This window comes from uncultured Halorubrum sp. (genome assembly GCF_937146585.1).
Lineage (GTDB): Archaea > Halobacteriota > Halobacteria > Halobacteriales > Haloferacaceae > Halorubrum > Halorubrum miltondacostae.
In genome coordinates this window covers 16,219-31,008 of sequence record NZ_CAKZRO010000031.1, presented here as the reverse complement: position 1 = coordinate 31,008, position 14,790 = coordinate 16,219, and the positions used below count along the sequence as shown (strand labels likewise).

Genomic DNA, 14,790 nt, shown 5'->3' with positions numbered 1-14,790 from the left:
ATGGAGCCAGACTTAGATCGGTTCACCTCGCGGCGGTCGACCGTGTACGGGGAGCGAGGCGTGGTGGCGACCAGCCAGCCGCTCGCGAGCCAGGCGGGGATCGAAGTGTTGCGCGACGGCGGTAACGCGTTCGACGCGGCGGTCGCGACCGCCGCCGCGCTCAACGTCGTCGAGCCCACCTCGACCGGGCTCGGCGGCGACGTGTTCGCGCTGTACCGGACCGCCGACGGCGAGGTCGGCGCGATGCGCTCGTGTGGCGGGGCGCCGGCGGACGCGACGATCGAGAACGTCCGCGGGGCGCTCGCCGAGGACGAGAACGCGGACTCCTATTACCCCGACGACGGCGGCTACGCGGTCGACGACGCCGGCGAGGCCGGGATGCCGTTCTACGGGCCCCACGCGGTCACGGTCCCGGGGACGGCCCGCGGCTGGGAGGCGACCGTCGAGGAGCTGGGGCGGCTCACGCTCGCAGACGCCCTCGCGCCGGCGATCCGCTACGCGACCGAGGGGTACCCGGTATCGGAGGTCATCGCCTCCTACTGGGCGAGCGCCGACGCGCTGTTCACCGACGACCACGCCCGCGAGGCGTTCCTGTTCGACGACGAGCCGCCAGAGGTCGGGCAGACGGTGACGCTCCCGCGGCTCGGCGAGTCGATGGAGAAGATCGCCGAGGAGGGGGCCGACGTCGTCTACGAGGGCGAGATCGCCGAGGCGATCGCCGACGAGGTCCAGTCGCAGGGCGGGTTCATGACCGTCGACGACCTCGCCGACTTCGAGGTCGAGTGGCCGGACCCGGTGTCGACCACCTACAACGGCGCCGAGGTGTACGAGCTCCCGCCGAACAACCAGGGACTCATCGCGCTGGAGGCGCTCAACGTCGCGTCCGAGCTCGGCGCGGGCGAGTACGACTACGACTCGCCGGAACGCGTCCACTACTTCGCCGAGGCATTGAAGCGAGCCTTCCACGACGGCCACCGTTACGTCACCGACCCGGAGTACGAGGAGATCCCGCCGCTGGCGTCGAGCGAGTGGGCGACGAAGCGCGCCGCGGGTATCGGCGAGACCGCCTCGCACGACGTGTCCTTCGGCGTGCCGGACGCGAACGCCGAGGACGCCGACACCGTCCTCCTCACCGTCGCCGACGACGCCGGCAACGTCGTCTCGTACATCAACTCGCGGTTCGCCGGCTTCGGCTCCGGGCTCGTCGCGGGCGACACCGGCATCGCCCTCCAGAACCGCGGCGCGTCCTTCTCGCTCGACCCGGACCACCCGAACAGCCTCGAACCCGGCAAGCGACCCTTCCACACCCTCATCCCGGGCGTGGTCCGGTTCGACGAGGACGACTGGGCGGCGTTCGGCGTGATGGGCGGGTACATGCAGCCGCAGGGCCACGTCCAGGTGATCTCGAACCTTGTCGACTACGAGATGCCGCTCCAGCGCGCGCTCGACGAGCCGCGGTGGCGCTACCGCGAGAGCGGCGAGCTGGCGCTCGAACCCCACTTCGACGACGACGCCGCGGCCAAGCTCGTCCGGAAGGACCACGACGTGCGGACGCTCTCGCCGGTGATGTTCGGCGGGGCCCAGATAGCCCGCAGCCGCGACGGCGTCCTCTCGGCCGCCACCGAGCCGCGGAAGGACGGCAACGCGCAGGGGTACTGAGGCCGGCCGGTCGCGCTCGCGACGCCGGCGGGGTTTCCTGTCAGGGGGTGCGCACGACGTCGCCGCGGCGCTCGACGACGTTTCGGTGGACCGGCGAGAGAACGCATCTCGCCCCGGCGAACGCCGTTCGGTCCGTCGAATTCGGGGGCCGTCGTATTTGTGATCGTGGATACACTTATAACGGCTCGTATGGTATACGCTCACAGGATGAAGCGAAGAATCCAGCGACGCGACGTACTCAAGGGTGCCGGCGCGGTCGGCATCGCGGGGCTCGCCGGCTGTTCGACGGAGAGCGGCGACGGCTCCGACGGCGGCGACGGCTCCGACGGATCGGACGGCTCTGACGGTGGCGACGGAATGGACGGTGACGACGGGTCCGACGGCGGCGACCAGAACAGCATCCCGGACGCCGTGATGGTCGTCGGCTTCCCGCAGTCCGGTATCCAGCTGTTCCGCGACTTCTACTCGGACTTCGCCGACAGCGCGCCGGACCTGGACATCATCGTCCCCGACGGGCTGATCGACGGCGACCTCCCCGGCGAGGTCGACAACGACATGAACAACGTCATCGGCACCGCGCCCTCGGCCGGCGGTCCCGGTGCGGAGTTCTTCACCTCGTCGTACGAGGAGGAGTACGGCGAGGGGCCCGGCGTGTTCACCGCGCAGGCGTACGACGCGATGGCGATCCAGATCCTCGCGGCGACCGCCGCCGGCGAGAACAGCGGCGAGGCGATCCGCGACCGCGTCCGGACCGTCGCCAATCCCGGCGGCGACGAGTTCGGGCCGGCGGACCTCCCCGAGGCCGTCGAGACGGTCGCCGCCGGCGACCCGGTCCACTACGTGGGCGCGTCCTCGGGCGTCAACTTCGACGTCAACGGCGACATCTCCACCGCCGCGTACGACATCATCGACTTCCAGGACGGCGAGCTCGTCACCCTCGACACCGTCGAGTTCGGCAACGAGCTCTCCGACGAGGACCAGAACGCGACGGCCGCGGACCCGGTCGGCGTCGATTCCTTCACCGCCCGGATCGGCGTACTGATGCCGGAGACCGGCGACCTCGGGCCGCTCGGCGTCCCGATCCGCGACGGCGCGCTGCTCGCGGCCACGCAGGTCAACGACGCGGGCATCAACGTCGACGTCGAGACCCGCGTGGAGGACACCCAGACGGACCCGCAGGCGGGCATCTCGGGCGCGAACGCCCTCGTCAACGCCGGCTTCGGCGCGGTCGTCGGGCCGGCGTCGTCGAACGTCAACCTCCAGGTCTCCGAGCAGGTGTTCATCCCCAACGGCGTCGTCGGCATCTCGCCGTCGTCGACCGACCCGAACGTGACCGACTTAGAGGACAACGGCTACATCTTCCGGACCGCGCCCTCCGACCTGCTCCAGGGGCCCGCGATGGCCGACCTCGCCGTCAGCGACACGGTCGGCGCGTCGAGCTCCGGGACGCTGTACCTCAACGACGCCTACGGCCAGTCGTTGGAGGAGTCGTACGTCAACGCCTTCCAGGAGCGCGACGGCACGGTCGACCAGCGCGTCTCCTTCGAGCCGAACCAGGCGACGTACACCAGCCAGTGGTCGAGCGTGCTGAACCAGTAACGAGTCGTCCGACCGCCGCCGAACCGATTTTTGCGACCGGTACCGCCGTCCGCGAGGCGACGCCTCCCTATCCGCCGAGGAAGTCGCGCCGCACGTCCTCGTCGGCGAGCAGCACGTCGCCGCGGTCCGTGTAGCGGTTCTCGCCGTTCACCAGCACGTAGCCGCGGTCGCAGCGGCGCAGCGCCTCCTTCGCGTTCTGTTCGACCATCAGCACCGCCGTCCCGCCTTCGTTGATCCGGTCGATCCGGTCGAACATGTCGGAGACGAGGTCGGGGGCGAGGCCGGCCGAGGGCTCGTCGAGCAGCAGGAGGTCGGGGTCGAGCATGAGCGCGCGCCCCATCGCGACCATCTGGCGCTGGCCGCCCGAGAGCGTCCCGGCCTTCTGGTCGCTGCGCTCCCGGAGGATCGGGAACCGGTCGTAGATCGTCTCGATCTGGTCTTCGGGCACCTCGTCGAGGATGTACGCGCCCATCTCGAGGTTCTCGCGGACGCTGAGCCCGGGGAACACGTTGTCGTTCTGCGGGACGAAGCCGATCCCCTCGCGGATGATCTGCTCCGGCGCGAGCCCCTGGATCGACCGCCCCTCGAACTCGACGGTGCCGCCCATGTGGGTCGTGAGCCCGAAGACGGTCTTCATCACGGTCGACTTGCCGGCCCCGTTGGGGCCGACGATGGTCACGTACTCCTCGTCAGCCACGTCGAGGACGACGTCGGAGAGGATCTGGAGATCGCCGTACCCGGCGTCGAGGTCGCGGAGCCGCAGGATCGCGTCGCCGCCGATCGCGTGGTCGGTGCCGGCGGTGGCGGCCGCGTCGGTGCCGGCGGCGGCGGCCGCTCCCGTCTCCTCGGCCGGAGCGGGTTCCGTCTCGCCCGAGTCGACCGATTCCGGGTCGTCCGCCGCGGCGTCGGCGGTCATAGGTCCTCACCCAGGTACGCCTCGATGACCCGTTCGTCGTTCCGTATCTCGTCGCCGGTCCCCTCGGCGAGAACGCTGCCCTGATGCATGACGATGACGTGTTCGCAGTTCTCCATGATGATGTCCATGTCGTGCTCGACCAGCAGGAAGGTGTAGCCGTCGGCGCGCAGCTCGTGGATCCGGTCGAGGAGCTTCTCCTCCAACGTGGGGTTGACCCCGGCGAGCGGCTCGTCGAGCAGCACCATCTCGGGGTCGGTCATCAGCGCGCGGGCCATCTCCAGCAGCTTCCGCTGGCCCCCGGAGAGGTTCCCCGCGTGTTCGTGCGCGAGGTGATCGATCTCGAAGAACTCCAGCGTCTCCCACGCCCGCTCGCGGAGGTCGGTCTCCTCCTCGACGACCGCGCCGCGGAGCCCGGGCGTGACCGCGCGGATCGCGGACTCGCCGATCTGCCCCTGCGGCGCGAGCATGAGGTTCTCCAGGACGGTCATCTCGGCGAGCTCCCGGGCGATCTGGAACGTCCGGACCAGCCCCTGCCGCGCGATCCGGTGGGGCCTGAGCCCGGTGATGTCCTCGCCCTCGAAGTACACCGACCCGGCGGTCGGCTCGTGGACGCCGGTGATACAGTTGAACGTCGTCGACTTCCCGGCGCCGTTCGGCCCGATCAGGCCGGTCAGCGACCCGGACTCCACCTCGAAGGAGGCCCCGTCGACGGCGGTGACGCCGCCGAACCGCTTCACGAGCCCCTCGACGCGGAGCGGCGGTGTCCCCGAGGGGGGCCCCGACGGAATGTGCTTCGCCGCCTCCTCGACCGCGCTGTCGTTCGACTCCGGTTCGGCGTCGGTGGCGTCCGCGGCGGAGACCGCGTCGGCCGTGCCGCCGTCGAGCGGGTCGGGCGCGTCGCTACTCATCGGCGTCACCTCCGGCGGGCCGCTCGGAGAGGTCGACGGCCGCGGCCGTCTCGATCCGGTCGCCGAGGATCCCGTCGGGCCGCCGGTGGATGATGAACACTAGGACGATGCCGAGGAAGACGAACTGGAGCGGCGCGATGTTGTCGGTCGCGTACGCGAGGAACGTCACCGGGTCCAGCGACGCGACGGCGTCGGCGAACGACGCCGGGGTCTGCGCGTCGATGAGCCCCCGGACGGTCGCGCCGACGCGCCGGGGCCCCTCGAACAGCGCCGCGGCGAAGACGATACCGCCGAGGACGGAGCCGGTGTTCGAGCCGGAGCCGCCGATGATCACCGCGATGAACACGTAGAAGGTTAGGAGTGGCCGGAACTGCGGCGTCGGCGAGACGTTGCCCTGGCTGCCGAACCAGAGAATTCCGGCGAGCCCCATCAGCGCGCAGCCGATGACGAACACCTTGATCTTCACGAGGTTCACGTCCTTGCCGAGCGAGTCGGCGACGAGCTCGTCCTCGCGGATCGCCTTCATGACCCGGCCGAACGGCGACCGGCCGAGGCGTTCGAGAAGGAGGTAGAACCCGACGAGGAAGCCGGCGAGCACGGCGATGTACCCCCACCCGATGAGGATCGGGTGCGCGATCCCGAGGCCGTCGGTCCCGAAGACCCCGAAGACGAGGTCGCCGAACGCGGTCGGCGTCCCCGCCTGCCCGTCGACGAGGAACAGGTCGCGGACCGGGTTGTCCGGCATCCCCATCCCGCGACCGCCGCCGGTCCCGGCGCCGATCGTGTCGCGCAGGAAGTTGTCGAAGGCGCTCGACTGGAGCGACAGGCGGACGATCTCGGAGAGCCCGAGCGTCACGATGGCGAGGTAGTCGGCCTTGAGCCGCAGCGCGGGCAGGGCGGCGACGGCGCCGAGCAGGCCCGCCATCCCCATCCCGGCGAGGATTCCGACCGGGAGCGGGAGCCCCAGCCCGGGCGGGCCGAAGGCGGGGTCCGGCGACCGCACGACCATCCCCATCGTGTACACGCCGACGGCCATGAAGCCGGCGACGCCGATGTTGAACAGCCCGGTGTACCCCCACTGGAGGTTGAGCGCGAGCGCGGTGAGCGCGTAGACGAGCCCGAGGAACGTCAGCGTCTCCAAGAGCCCGACGACGCTGTTGAGCCCGTCGGAGAACGTCAGCAGCGCCGCGGCGGCGTACACCGCGAGCAGCGTCCCGACCACGAGCCCGAGGTCGCTCTCGCGGGCGGCCTCGATCACCGCCGCCGTGGCGCTCTCCGGCGCGTCGGACGAGCCCTGCGGCCCGCCGGGGACGTCGGCGTCGCTCACGCCGTCGACACCCCCTTGAACAGCCCCTCGGGGCGCAGGAGGAGCATCAGGATCATCACGGCGAACGCCGCGGCCTGGTTGAAGTCGGACGGGATCCAGATCGTCGAGGTGGTGAACACCACGCCGATGACGAGGCCGCCGACGATGGCCCCGTACACCGACCCGATCCCGCCGAGGATCACGGCCGCGAAGATGAGGAGCAGGAGGAGCCAGCCGAAGTCGAACTGGATCGTCCCGCGGAGGAGGACGTAGAGGTAGCCGGAGGCGCCCGCGAGCCCGCCGCCGATGATCCATGTGGCGGTGACGACGCGCTCGGCCGGGATCCCGGTGATGAGCGCGAGGTCCTTGTTGTCGGCCATCGCCCGCATCGCGGTGCCGAGCTTCGTGTGCTGGAGCATGCCGTGCATCGCGAGCATCAGGCCGACCGCGGCCACGAGGATGGTGAGCTCGTGCGCGTTCACCGAGAGCCCGAGCGGGTCGAACGCGAGGTTCGATGCCTCGACGCTGGCGGTCACGCCGCGCCGGTCGGAGCCGTAGCCGAACTGGAGCAGGTAGCGGACGATGAGCGCCGCGCCGATGGAGGCGATGAGCAGCGAGATCCCGTCGCGGTCCCGCATCGGCTTGTAGAACGCGCGGTCGAGCGCCACCGCGAGGACCGCGGTGACGACGAACGACGCGAGCAGTCCGACGAGGATCGCGCCCGGCGTCGTGAGGATGTGCGCGCCGATGTCGCCGGGCGAGGCGCTCCCGGCGTCGCGGACCGTCAGGAGCGCGCGGGCCGGGATGTCGCCGAAGCCGGCGATCAGGAAGGCGACGCCCCAGCCGGAGAACGCGCCCACGCTGACGAGGTCGCCGTGCGAGAAGTTCGCGAACGAGAGGATGCTGTACGTCATCGAGAGCCCGATGCCGGCGAGCCCGATCACGAGGCCGATGACGATGCCGTTCCAGAGGTTCGAGCCGAGCCGGTCGACCGAGAGGGACCCCCCGATCGGACCGAGGCCGACGCCCGCGAGTTTCGCCGCGAGGTCGACGAGGAGCAGGCCGCCGAGGAGGACGACGAAGAGAAGCCCCGGCCGGGCCCGCGCCGAGTCGACGATCGACGAGTCAGTTGTTCCCATGTGTGCGTGTCACTGACGCAGGGTGAGTTACCGAGAGGTAAATAACTCGCTGTTCGGACAAAGATCGAGACCTCGAAAACGCCTGACAGCCCGCAATTCCGCTCAGGGGCGGGAGCGCCCGCCGCGGGGCCCGCGTCCGCCGGCGCTCAGTCGCCGCCAGCGGCCCGCGCGCGGCGGCGTGCGTCCTCGGGCGAGCGGCCCTCGCGCAGCAGCGCCTCGACGAACAGCTCGCCGGCCTTGTACGACGACCGGACCATCGCGCCCGACGCGCAGTAGAGGAAGTCGAACTCCTCCTCGGCGACGCGCCGCCACGTCTCGAAGACGTCCGGGTGGACGTACTCGAACACGTCGAGGTGCGAGCGGGAGGGCTGGAGGTACTGGCCGAAGGTGACCACGTCGACGCCGACCTCGCGGAGGTCGCCGAGCGTGCGGTACACCTCGTGGTCGTACTCGCCGACGCCGAGCATGAGGCTCGTCTTCGTGTGGACGTCGGACTCGCGGTCGACCTGGTCGAGGACGGCGAGCGACTGCTCGTAGTTCGCGCGACGGTCGCGGACCGGCCACTGGAGGCGCTCGACCGTCTCGACGTTGTGCGCGATCACGTCCGGGCCGGCGTCGATGATCCGACGGATCGCCTCGGGGTCGCCCTGGAAGTCGGGGATGAGCGTCTCGACGAGGATCTCCGGGTCGCGGCGCTTGATCTCGCGGATCGTCTCGGCGAAGTGCGCCGACCCGCCGTCCGCGAGGTCGTCGCGGTCGACCGACGTGAGGACGACGTAATCCAGTCCGATCTCCGCGACCGCGTCCGCGACGTTGGCGGGCTCGTCCGGGTCGAGCGCCTCCATCCCGCCCGTCTCGACGTCGCAGAAGTTACAGCCGCGCGAGCAGCGGTCGCCCATCAGCATGAACGTCGCCGTGCCCGGCCCGTCGTTGCCAGACCAGCACTCGCCCATGTTCGGGCAGTTCGCCTCCTCGCAGACCGTGTGGAGGTCGTGCTCGCGGAGAGTGGACTTGATCTCCGTGAACCGACTCCCGGACGGCGGGCGCGACTTCAGCCAGTCCGGCTTCCGGCGGCCGCGTGACATGCGTGATCCTTGGCGCCCGAGCGCAAAAGGGTGCGGGTCGCCGGGGCCTTGACGGCGGCCGCCTCCGGCCGCCGGTTCAGGCCTCGGGGACGAACACGTTCATCGACGGCGTCTGGATCCCCTGGAACTTGTTCTTCCAGTTGTAGGCGATGTTCAGCACGCGCCGCCGGTCGTCCGGCGGCCCAGTCACCACGCTCACTGAGGTCCCGTCCTCCGGGACCTCGACGCGGGTGTCCCGCCAGTCGAAGCCGGCGAGCAGTTCCGACGGGTTCTCGACGGACACCGTTCCACTGTTCTTGTTCACCTCGTAGAGGCGATAGGCGTCGGCCTCGAGCAGCCGCTTGATCTCGTCGAGGTCGTCGTCGAAGTGCTCCGCCAGCGCGTCGGCGGTGTGGTAGCCGCAGACGATCAGGTGCGCGAACGTCTCGACGTTGCGCGGGTTCTGCTCGGCCTCGCGGAGGTGGTCGAAGTACGCCAGCTTCTCCTCGCGGTCGAGGTCGAGGATCGCGTCGACGATCCGCGCCGCCTCCCGCTGGGTCTCAGTCGCGTCCGGGTCCGCGAGCACTTCGTCCGCCCGCGAGCCGGTGTTCTGGCCCCGCGACACGTCGAGGACGTCCTTGAGGTGTTTGGCGCGGTCGTACACCGCCGACTTGTACGACCAGTCGCGGACGTCGTCCGGATAGTCGTCGAACTCGCGGAGCAGCGCCTCGCGGTCCTCGGGGAACCCGATCGCCTCGCGGAAGTCGCTCCACGCCGTCGCGTCCTCGAACAGTTCGAACTGCGTCAGCGTGTCCTGACCGAGGTTCGCCCGCGTGCCGCCGCCGGCGACGAACTTCGCCTCGACGAACGTCTCGCTGTCCGGCGTCTCGACGATCAGGTCGCCGAGCGAGTCGTAGGAGTTGCCGGCGTGGCGCACCGCGGTCACGTCGGGGAAGTCGCTCCGGAGCCGGTCGGCGAGGGCCTCTGCGAGGTCGAGCCGACCCGCATCGGAGAGATCGTCGTCCGGATCGTCGCCGTTCGCGATCTGGGCGGTCAGCTTCTCCGTGGCCTCGACCCAGCCGCGCTCGTGTTTTCCCATACAGCGTCACGACGAGCGGGAGCAAAAAAGGCGCGTACTGCGAGGAGAGCCTAGGCCGAGATTTGAACTCGGGGTCTCGTCCTTACCAAGGACGCGCTTTACCGCTAAGCTACCCAGGCACGCAATCAGTCGTTGACCGGATTCGACTTTATGGGTTTCGATCCGCGGGCGCGGCGTCCGGGAATCGGGACGCCCTCCGGCGTCGTCCCCGGGCCGGTCAGCGGTCGGTCGCGCTGACGGCGCGGTCCGAGATGTCGGCGATGCGGTCGGCGGTCGCCTCCGGGAGCGCCCGGCCGGCCGGCGGGAACTCGCCGTCGCAGTCGGCGGCGAGGTCGCGGGCGTATTCGAGCAGTTCCTCGGGCGGGTCGCCGCCGACCGCGGTGGTGCCGGCGACGACCGCGAGTTCGAGCGCGTCGACCTCCAGGTTCCGGTCGAGCGCGGCCGCGGCGTCGGCGTCCGTCTCGTCGCGGTCGCGCAGCGTCTGGTCGCGGCCGAACGCGCGCACCACGTCGACCGCGGGGCGGGCGGCGTGGGTACGCGCGAGGAGCGAGAAGCCGCGAGAGACGAGCACGTCGGCGGCGAGGATCTCCATGTCGGCGTCGATCTCGGCCGCGGCGGTCGGCGCGGTCACCCACGGCTCCTCGCGGGCGACCGTGCGGGTGAGTCGCAGCCCCTCGTAGATGAGCTGTACGCCCGCGGCGCGGTCGGCCACGTCGCCGAGGTCGACGTCGGGGTCGAGCGCGCGGGCGGTGACCAGCGCCAGCACGCCGGGGGTCACCGCCGCGTCGAGGATCCGGGCGTCGAGGGCCTCGCGGAGCTGTTCGGGTTCGACGTCCGCGAGCGCCTCGCGCGCAGCGTCACGCGCTCGCGCGGCATCGTCCATTGCTATCCGGTATACGAGCGAAGGGCAAAGACCTTTGGAAACGAACGGGATTCCGTCCCGTGATCCGAACCCGAACCGACGGCGACGTGCGCGTCGTCACGATCGACCGCCCGGCGGCCCGCAACGCGCTCCGGCCGGCGGACCTGACCGACCTACGCGAGGCGTTCGAAGCGCCGGAGAGCGACGGTCGCCCCCCGGTGACGTACCTCCGCGGCGCGGGCGAGGCCTTCTGCGCCGGCGCGGACCTCGACGTCGTCGGCGCGCTCGACGACCCAGAGGCCTTTGCGCGGCGGGGACAGCGCGTCGCGGCCGCGATAGAGGAGTCGCCGTCGGTCGTCGTCTGCGGGGTCGACGGGGCGGCCCGCGGCGGCGGCGTGGAGCTGGCGCTCGCCGCGGACGTCCGCGTCGCGACGCCGCGGGCGACGTTCGGCGAGCCCGGCGTCTCTCTGGGGCTGTTCGGCGCGTGGGGCGGGACCGTCAGACTCCCTCGGGTGATGGGCGAGGGCGAGGCGCTCGACTTCGCGCTCTCCGGGCGGGTCCTCGACGCGGAAGCGGCCCGCCGGACCGGACTCGTCTCGCGCGTGGTCGACGACCCCCGCTCGGTGGCCGACGAGATCGCGGCCGGCGCGTCCGACGCGCTCGCGGCGATCAAATGCCGGGTCCGCGACCGCGGCGACGACGAGGCGCAGGAGCGCGCCGAGGCCGCGGCGTTCGCCGACCTCCACGACGCCCACGCCGCGGAGATCGCCCGGCGACGCGAGCGGTGAGGCGGGTCGGCGCGGGGTCCGCAGGGTCCCGCCGTCCCGATGTGACAGACTTAAGTGAGTCTCCGAACAAGTAGCGGATGCGAAGCACGCACCGGTAGTGTAGTGGTATCACGCAACCTTGCCATGGTTGCAACCCGAGTTCAAATCTCGGCCGGTGCATTTTGCGAACGCAGTGAACCAATCCCCGATGAGTTTGGACTCAGTCGGTATACTCGTGAGTGACCACCGATAGCGTTCACTGCGCACTTTCGCGGGCTCGCGGACCGTTCGATCGGAGCGCGTCGCACGAAGCGGTCGACGAGGACGGACCCCGTCCGTTTAACAGCGCGTGCGTCGTCTGCTTGTACGTATGGTCGAAGTTCTTCTTCTCGTCGGCGTCGCGGTGGCGGCGTTCGTCGGATACAACATCGGCGGGGCGACGACGGGACCGGCGTTCGGGCCGGCCGTCGGCGCGGACGTGTTATCGAAGGCGGGCGCGGCGGGGCTGATGTCCGTGTTCTTCTTCATCGGCGCGGGGACGCTGGGGCAGCGCGTCGTCACGACGCTCGGCGAGGACCTCGTCACCGGCGCGAACGTGTTCACGCTGGAGACGAGCATCATCGTCCTCTTCTTTATCGGCGGCGCGCTGTTCGTCGGCAACTTCGCCGGCGTGCCGGCGTCGACGTCGATGACGGCGGTGGGGGCCATCGCCGGACTGGGCATCGCGACGAACACCCTCGACTGGGCGGTGATGGGCGAGATCGCGATCTGGTGGCTCGTCGCGCCGATCATCGGGTTCTGGGTGTCGGGCGTCGTCGGCCGCTACTTCTACTCGACGATCGACCGCTGGGTGGCGATCGAGAGCACCGACGGGGCGCTGTTCGAGTTCGACCGGTCGGGGACGGTCCCGCGCCCGGTCCTCGGTCCGAACACGACGCGGCGCGAGCTGACGGGCGGGATCGTCGTCATCGCCATCGGCTGCCTGATGGCGTTCTCCTCGGGGACTTCGAACATCGCGAACGCCATCGCGCCGCTCGTCGCGCTGGACTCCGTGGAGATGACGCCGATGATCCTCCTCGGCAGCGCCGCGGTCGCGGTCGGCGCGTTCACCATCGCTCGCCGGACGCTCGACACGCTCGGCAACGACATCACCGACCTCCCGCTGACGGCCGCCATCGTCGTCGCGGTCGTCTCCTCCGGGATCGTGATCAGCCTCTCCGCGGTCGGCATCCCCGCCTCGTTCGTGATCATCGCGACGATGTCGATCGTCGGGCTCGGCTGGGGCCGCGCGACGCGCACGGTGACGGTCAGACAGGGGATCAAAGGCGAGAAGGAGCCGACGGTCTCGGTCGGCGCGCTGACGGCCGACGAGATGCCGGCGATCGGCGAGGGGGACGCGAGCGACGTCCCGTCGGCGGCCGACCTGTTCAACCCGAGCACGAGCGCCCGCGTCGTGCTGATGCAGAACGTCGTGCCGATCCTCTCGACGGTCGGCGCGCTGGTGACGTTCGCGGCCCTGTTCGCCTTCGTCTGGTAGCTCGGCCTCGGTCGGGCGCGCCCGCGCCCCTCACCGACCGAAGCGGCGCTGGCGGTCCTGGAAGTCCAACACCGCGCGGAGGTACTCGCGCCGGCGGAAGTCCCGCCAGTTCACGTCGGTAAAGTAGAGCTCGGCGTAGACGGACTGCCAGATGGCGAAGTCCGAGAGCCGCTCCGCGCCGGTCTTGATGACCAGGTCGGGCTCCTCGGGGAACAGCAGCCGCTCCGCGATGTCGGTCTCGTCGATGGCGTCGGGCGATATCTCCCCGGCGGCGACGTCGCTCGCGAGCTCGCGGACCGCGCCGGCGAACTCGGCTTTGCCGCCGAGGCCGACGAGGATGCGGACCGGCGCGTCGACGCCGGCGTCGGTCGTCGTCTCGTCCACGTCTGGACCGCGGACCGCGGTCTCGGCCGGCGCGTCGAGGCGGCGCAGCTCCCGGACCAGCGTCGGGGCGACCGCGCGGTCGAGGACGGAGACGGAGACCGTGACGCGGTCCGCGCCGTACTCGAACGCCCAGCCGACCGCCGACGACAGCGTGTCGAACGCGCCGTCCGCGAGGAGGTCACGCTCGGTGAGGACGAGCGCGACGTGCGCCGGCGGCGCGGCGTCGTGGAGGCGATGGCGCGTCGCGAGGTACGCGTCGTAGAGGCCCACGTCAGAGGGATCCGGTCGGGCGTATAAATGGCTTCCCGACGACGAGGGGTTTAATTCGCCGACGCGCCTATCACGGTCGATGGCAGACGCCTACCGCGGAGTGTTCGGCGCGATCCCGTACGCGTTCCGCGCGACCGAGTCGCTGACGATGCGCGCGTACGCCGCGCTCGGGGCGCTCGCGGCCGCGTTCGTCGCGCTCGTCGTCACCCTCGCCCTCGTCGTCTGGATGGGCGAGACGGCCTCGGCGACGGGGGGGACGTTCCTCTTCTCGCGGTCGCTGTTCGTGGTCGCCGGCCTCGGGGCCGTCGGACCGCTGCTCGCGCCGATCCTGTTCGTCGCCCGCCGCCACCGCCGCGGCGACCGGGTCGCGGCCACGTACGACCGGTGGATGGGGATCGCCGGGTTCCTGTTCCTCCTCTCGCTGTACCTCGGGCTGATCATCTCGGTCCCCGAGGACCTCCGCGACCCGAGCAGCTCCGCGGTGCTCGGCGCGCTGTACGCGCTCCCGCAGCTCGCCGGGTTCGCACCCCCCGTCGCGGCCGCGCTCGGCGTGTTCGCGACGCACTTCAGGCTTCGCGGGGGCTCGGACGACGCTGCGCTCGACGACACGGCGGCCGACGCCGAGGAGCCGGCCGGCGACGTGGATCCGACCGACGCCGACGGCTCGCGGTGAGCGACGCCGCCCGCGGCTCGAAAGCCGGAAGTCGTCAGAGCGACTAGCCGGGCGCAATGACCGACGAGAAGGAGAGCACGTTCCTCGTCACGCACGTCGAGAGCGACTCGGCGGTGCTGAAAGACGTCCACGACGGACAGGTGCACACGCTGAGCTCGAACCCCGGCCTCGACGTCGACGACGCCGTCGAGGCGACGGTCGCCCCCGACCCGCCGATGGAGGTCACCTATCAGGTGATCGAGGTCGCGGAGCGCCGCGCGCTGTCGATCGAGGAGAGCCCGGAGCCGCCGACCGTCCACGAGCGCGAACTCGCCGCGGAGACGGCGACCGGTGAGCTCGCCAGAGAGGAGCGCGCGGGCGTCGGCGAGGTCCACGTGTTGACGCCGCCGGAGTCGGAGACGACCGAGGCGGTCGACGACGTGATGGACGACCGCGAGGCGACCCTCTCGCGGGCGGCCCGGCTGGGCGTGAACCGCGTCGAGGTCCGCTCGGAGCCGGGCGTCGTCGCCGTGCGGTACCTCCCGTAACGCGGGCGGTTACGGCCCCGTCGTCGCCGTCGGCCTAGCAGATAAGAAGGCTTATTCGCGCCCGCAGAGGAACCGGTATT

14 protein-coding genes and 2 tRNA genes are annotated in these 14,790 nt (G+C 70.8%); 7 read left to right on the top strand and 9 right to left on the bottom strand.

Going from position 1 to position 14,790, the window contains the following annotated elements; all coding sequences use genetic code 11:
- Both Q0116_RS03135 and Q0116_RS03130 read left to right on the top strand, forming a co-directional pair.
- A partial coding sequence (locus Q0116_RS03135) for a gamma-glutamyltransferase family protein (RefSeq protein ID WP_297885424.1) occupies window positions 1-1,659 on the top strand: 1,659 nt, incomplete at its 5' end.
- Between the two features lie 207 nt (window positions 1,660-1,866).
- Entirely contained in the window at window positions 1,867-3,258 is a 1,392-nt protein-coding gene (locus tag Q0116_RS03130) for an ABC transporter substrate-binding protein (protein ID WP_297885423.1), read from the top strand.
- Between the two features lie 67 nt (window positions 3,259-3,325).
- Here the strand turns inward: Q0116_RS03130 and Q0116_RS03125 are convergent, their stop codons facing one another.
- The 8 genes from Q0116_RS03125 to Q0116_RS03090 form a co-directional block, all read right to left on the bottom strand.
- Window positions 3,326-4,174, bottom strand: coding sequence for an ABC transporter ATP-binding protein (locus tag Q0116_RS03125; protein WP_297885421.1), 849 nt, complete (start codon window positions 4,172-4,174; stop codon window positions 3,326-3,328).
- Window positions 4,171-5,082: an ABC transporter ATP-binding protein gene (locus tag Q0116_RS03120; RefSeq protein ID WP_297885419.1), complete on the bottom strand. Its 912-nt coding sequence runs from the start codon at window positions 5,080-5,082 to the stop codon at window positions 4,171-4,173. Before Q0116_RS03120 ends, Q0116_RS03125 begins: the two co-directional genes overlap by 4 nt.
- The gene (locus tag Q0116_RS03115; protein WP_297885417.1) at window positions 5,075-6,409 is read right to left on the bottom strand and encodes a branched-chain amino acid ABC transporter permease; all 1,335 of its coding nucleotides are present in this window, start codon (window positions 6,407-6,409) and stop codon (window positions 5,075-5,077) included. The genes Q0116_RS03120 and Q0116_RS03115 overlap by 8 nt, the downstream gene beginning before the upstream one ends.
- Window positions 6,406-7,527: a branched-chain amino acid ABC transporter permease gene (locus Q0116_RS03110; protein ID WP_297885416.1), complete on the bottom strand. Its 1,122-nt coding sequence runs from the start codon at window positions 7,525-7,527 to the stop codon at window positions 6,406-6,408. Before Q0116_RS03110 ends, Q0116_RS03115 begins: the two co-directional genes overlap by 4 nt.
- A gap of 146 nt (window positions 7,528-7,673) precedes the next feature.
- Complete coding sequence (gene lipA / locus Q0116_RS03105) at window positions 7,674-8,612, bottom strand: lipoyl synthase (protein ID WP_297885414.1); 939 nt, start codon at window positions 8,610-8,612, stop codon at window positions 7,674-7,676.
- 76 nt (window positions 8,613-8,688) lie between these two features.
- Window positions 8,689-9,690 carry a hypothetical protein gene (locus Q0116_RS03100; RefSeq protein WP_297885412.1) on the bottom strand — a complete coding sequence of 334 codons (1,002 nt, stop codon included), beginning with the start codon at window positions 9,688-9,690 and terminating at the stop codon, window positions 8,689-8,691.
- Window positions 9,691-9,737: 47 nt separating this feature from the next.
- Window positions 9,738-9,809: transfer RNA gene (locus tag Q0116_RS03095), tRNA-Thr, on the bottom strand.
- Window positions 9,810-9,907: 98 nt separating this feature from the next.
- Window positions 9,908-10,573, bottom strand: a complete 666-nt coding sequence (locus tag Q0116_RS03090) for a hypothetical protein (RefSeq protein WP_297885411.1) — start codon at window positions 10,571-10,573, stop codon at window positions 9,908-9,910.
- Between the two features lie 59 nt (window positions 10,574-10,632).
- Between Q0116_RS03090 and Q0116_RS03085 the strand changes: the two genes are divergently transcribed.
- The 3 genes from Q0116_RS03085 to Q0116_RS03075 all read left to right on the top strand — a co-directional run bounded on the left by Q0116_RS03085 (window position 10,633) and on the right by Q0116_RS03075 (window position 12,856).
- Window positions 10,633-11,340: an enoyl-CoA hydratase/isomerase family protein gene (locus Q0116_RS03085; protein WP_297885410.1), complete on the top strand. Its 708-nt coding sequence runs from the start codon at window positions 10,633-10,635 to the stop codon at window positions 11,338-11,340.
- Between the two features lie 88 nt (window positions 11,341-11,428).
- Window positions 11,429-11,499: transfer RNA gene (locus tag Q0116_RS03080), tRNA-Gly, on the top strand.
- Window positions 11,500-11,689: 190 nt separating this feature from the next.
- Window positions 11,690-12,856: an inorganic phosphate transporter gene (locus Q0116_RS03075; protein WP_297885409.1), complete on the top strand. Its 1,167-nt coding sequence runs from the start codon at window positions 11,690-11,692 to the stop codon at window positions 12,854-12,856.
- A 30-nt stretch (window positions 12,857-12,886) separates the two neighbouring features.
- Here Q0116_RS03075 and Q0116_RS03070 read toward each other — a convergent pair whose 3' ends face one another.
- The gene (locus tag Q0116_RS03070) at window positions 12,887-13,510 is read right to left on the bottom strand and encodes an undecaprenyl diphosphate synthase family protein (RefSeq protein ID WP_297885408.1); all 624 of its coding nucleotides are present in this window, start codon (window positions 13,508-13,510) and stop codon (window positions 12,887-12,889) included.
- Between the two features lie 79 nt (window positions 13,511-13,589).
- Here Q0116_RS03070 and Q0116_RS03065 point away from each other — a divergent pair, with 79 nt between their 5' ends.
- Window positions 13,590-14,183 carry a hypothetical protein gene (locus Q0116_RS03065; RefSeq protein WP_297885406.1) on the top strand — a complete coding sequence of 198 codons (594 nt, stop codon included), beginning with the start codon at window positions 13,590-13,592 and terminating at the stop codon, window positions 14,181-14,183.
- Between the two features lie 56 nt (window positions 14,184-14,239).
- Window positions 14,240-14,710, top strand: a complete 471-nt coding sequence (locus tag Q0116_RS03060) for a DUF5812 family protein (protein ID WP_297885404.1) — start codon at window positions 14,240-14,242, stop codon at window positions 14,708-14,710.
- Window positions 14,711-14,790 lie beyond the last annotated feature (80 nt).